Here is a 2,189-nt window from a genome sequence, read left to right on the forward strand (position 1 = left end):
GCGCTGTTTCAATCACTTCACGCACGGAAAAACCGTTACCATTGCCCAAATTAAACACATTACTTTCGCCCCCATTTAAGAGATATTCTAAGCCTAAAACGTGAGCCTGTGCCAAATCATTGACATGGATATAATCGCGAACAGCAGTGCCATCGGGAGTATCATAATCCGTGCCGAAAATTGACAGGGAATCCCGTTTTTTCAGGGCAGTTAATAAAGCCAGGGGAATTAAATGGGTTTCCGGTTGGTGATCTTCCCCTAATAAACCACTGGGGTCGGCTCCTGAAGCATTAAAATAACGGAAAGCCACCGATTTTAAACCGTAGGCCGGATCAAAATCCCGAAGAATTTGTTCCACCATTTCCTTACTGGCAGCGTAGGGACTGAGGGGATGATGGGGATGATTTTCCGTCATCGGAATTTCTTTCGGCATTCCATAAATAGCACAGGTAGAAGAAAAAACAAATTTCTTCACATCGGCGGCGATCATCGCTTGCAAAAGAGTCAGACTACCACTAACATTATTTTGATAGTAAATAGCCGGTTGCTGCACCGATTCCCCCACGGCAATAAAAGCGGCAAAGTGCATGACGGCGGCAATATCACGACTGGCAAATAAATTATCCAGCAGCGATCGATCCCTAGTATCACCGACAATTAACTCAACTTTTAATATATCCTTAATGATTTCGGCGTGACCGTAGGATAAATTATCGAGTACGATGACGGGATAACCGGCATTTTTGAGCGCTAGAACTGCATGGGAACCAATATAACCCGCACCGCCAGTAACGAGAATGGTAGGTTTAACTTGAGACACGCGATCATACCTATTTGAGATTGACTTGTCTATAACTTTATACCCTAATTTTGCTTTTAAGTAAGTGGTTATAATTAAATTGAAGATAGATTTTGTCTTTGATCCCCCCTGCCCCCCTTAATAAGGGGGGTGCCGATCCCCCCTGCCCCCCTTAATAAGGGGGGTGCCGATAGGCGCGGGGAGCTGACAATTTTTAACACCTACCTACTTAGTTGACCATCATGTTAAGTCCCCTCGACCTATCTCTTTCCCTTGACAAAGAAACTTATCAATCACAAATTAAAGATTTAATGGAACAACTGCGATCGCTACAGAAGTCCTGTTGGGAATGTAAATTACCCGTGGTGGTGGTTTTGGAAGGTTGGGCGGCGGCAGGCAAGGGAACTTTAGTCAAAAAAATGGTTAACTATATGGATCCTCGCGGTTTTACCGTCCATCCAATTTTAACCCCTTCCCCCCAAGAGGAAAGTTACCCGTTTTTGTGGCGATTTTGGCAAAAACTGCCAGCAAAAGGCAGTATCGGCATTTTTTATCACAGTTGGTACACCCATCTACTAGAGGATCGACTCTTAAATAAATTGCCCTCCTCCCAGATTCCCCTAGTCATGCGCGATATCAACACCTTTGAGCGACAATTATCTGATGATCGGGTCGCAATCGCTAAATTCTGGATTCACCTCAGTCAAAAGGAATTAAAGTCACGCATCAAAGAATACGCCGAAAATGAACTAGAATCTTGGCGCGTGCGTCCGGAAGATTGGCAACAGGCCAAACGTTATGATGAGTATGCCAGTTTAGCCGAGGAAATGATTACCTACACTAGCACGGGGGCCGCCCCTTGGACATTGGTGGAGGGCAACTGTCAACGTTGGGCCCGGGTAAAAGTTCTCTCCCAATTAGTCGGTACGATCGCTCAAGCTTTGGATCAGCGCCAATTACCGATCGAACCTCCTGCCAATCTACCACCCCAAGCCCAATTACTGCCCACGGAACCCGATTATCTGGGGAGAGTGGACTTAAGTGCCAAATTGGAAAAAGAAGACTATAAAATCCGTTTGCGTCAGGCACAGGTAGAATTAAGAAAACTGCAATTAGAGATTTTTCAGGCAAATATCCCCGTTTTAGTCCTCTTTGAAGGGTGGGATGCCGCCGGTAAGGGAGGGGCGATCAAACGCTTAACCGATACCCTCGATCCTCGCAGTTATCAAGTGATTGCCTTTGCTGCCCCGACGGAGGAAGAACACCGCTATCATTACCTCTGGCGCTTCTGGCGGAAATTGCCCGCAGCCAAAACTATCGGTATATTCGATCGCAGTTGGTATGGACGGATTTTGGTGGAGAGAGTGGAAGGATTCGCTAAAGATATGGA

At 46.0% G+C, this 2,189-nt stretch carries 2 protein-coding genes; one reads left to right on the forward strand and one right to left on the reverse strand.

The window, feature by feature from the left end; genetic code table 11:
• Window positions 1–820, reverse strand: an 820-nt coding sequence (gene galE / locus PX481_RS11200) for a UDP-glucose 4-epimerase GalE (RefSeq protein ID WP_288094594.1), incomplete at its 3' end; no start/stop codon positions are given.
• Between the two features lie 221 nt (window positions 821–1,041).
• On the opposite strand from galE, the gene PX481_RS11205 reads away from it, so the two are divergent.
• Window positions 1,042–2,189 (forward strand): polyphosphate:AMP phosphotransferase (locus tag PX481_RS11205; protein WP_288094595.1); only part of this gene is annotated, 1,148 nt, incomplete at its 3' end.

The organism is Microcystis sp. M53603_WE2 (assembly GCF_030065435.1).